The organism is Pseudarthrobacter phenanthrenivorans, assembly GCF_036455295.1.
Lineage (GTDB): Bacteria > Actinomycetota > Actinomycetes > Actinomycetales > Micrococcaceae > Arthrobacter > Arthrobacter phenanthrenivorans_C.
In genome coordinates this window covers 1-729 of record NZ_JAYXNX010000043.1, presented here as the reverse complement: position 1 = coordinate 729, position 729 = coordinate 1, and the positions used below count along the sequence as shown (strand labels likewise).

Sequence of the window (729 nt, the reverse complement as noted above, 5' to 3'; positions counted from 1 at the left end):
CCCAGGAACGCCCAGACCTGCTGGTCGGAGGTGTCTTTCAGGCCCCGGTTGTGCAGGTAGCGGTTGTTCTGCGCCTGGTAGATCGCGTTCATCGGCCCGATGCCCATGGACACGGTGGGGAATTCCCAGAAGTGCGGCATCAGGCGCGGGTGCGGGTAGGAGGACAGGGCGTGGCCCTCGCGGGACTTTTCCTGCCGGAACCCGTCCAGGTCCTCCTCGGACAGGCGCCCTTCCATGAACGCCCGGGCGTACATGCCGGGGGAGGCGTGGCCCTGGAAGAAGACCTGGTCCCCGCCGCCGGGGTGGTCCTTGCCGCGGAAGAAGTGGTTGAACCCGACCTCGTACAGGGTCGCCGCCCCGGCGTAGGTGGAGATGTGCCCGCCGACCCCGATATCGGGCCGCTGCGCCCGGTGCACCATGACCGCGGCGTTCCACCGCATGTACGCCCGGTAACGGCGCTCGTACTCCTCGTTGCCCGGGAACTCAGCTTCCTGGTCCACCGGGATCGTGTTCACGTAATCCGTCGTGGTCACCATCGGCACACCCACGCTCTGCGCGCCCGCGCGCTGCAGCAGGCTCCGCATGATGTATTGGGCACGCTCGGTGCCCTGTTCCCTGATCAACGCATCCAGGGACTCAACCCACTCGGCAGTCTCTTCCGGATCACGATCAGGCAGCTGGTTAGTCAACCCGCTGAGGATATGGGAGGTATCTTCTCCTGCAGCCACG

1 pseudogene is annotated in these 729 nt (G+C 66.1%); it reads right to left on the bottom strand.

What is annotated here, in order from left to right:
• Positions 1–728: pseudogene (locus tag VXJ37_RS21035) on the bottom strand (pyruvate dehydrogenase (acetyl-transferring), homodimeric type); the annotation flags it as partial.
• Between the last annotated feature and the right edge of the window lies 1 nt (position 729).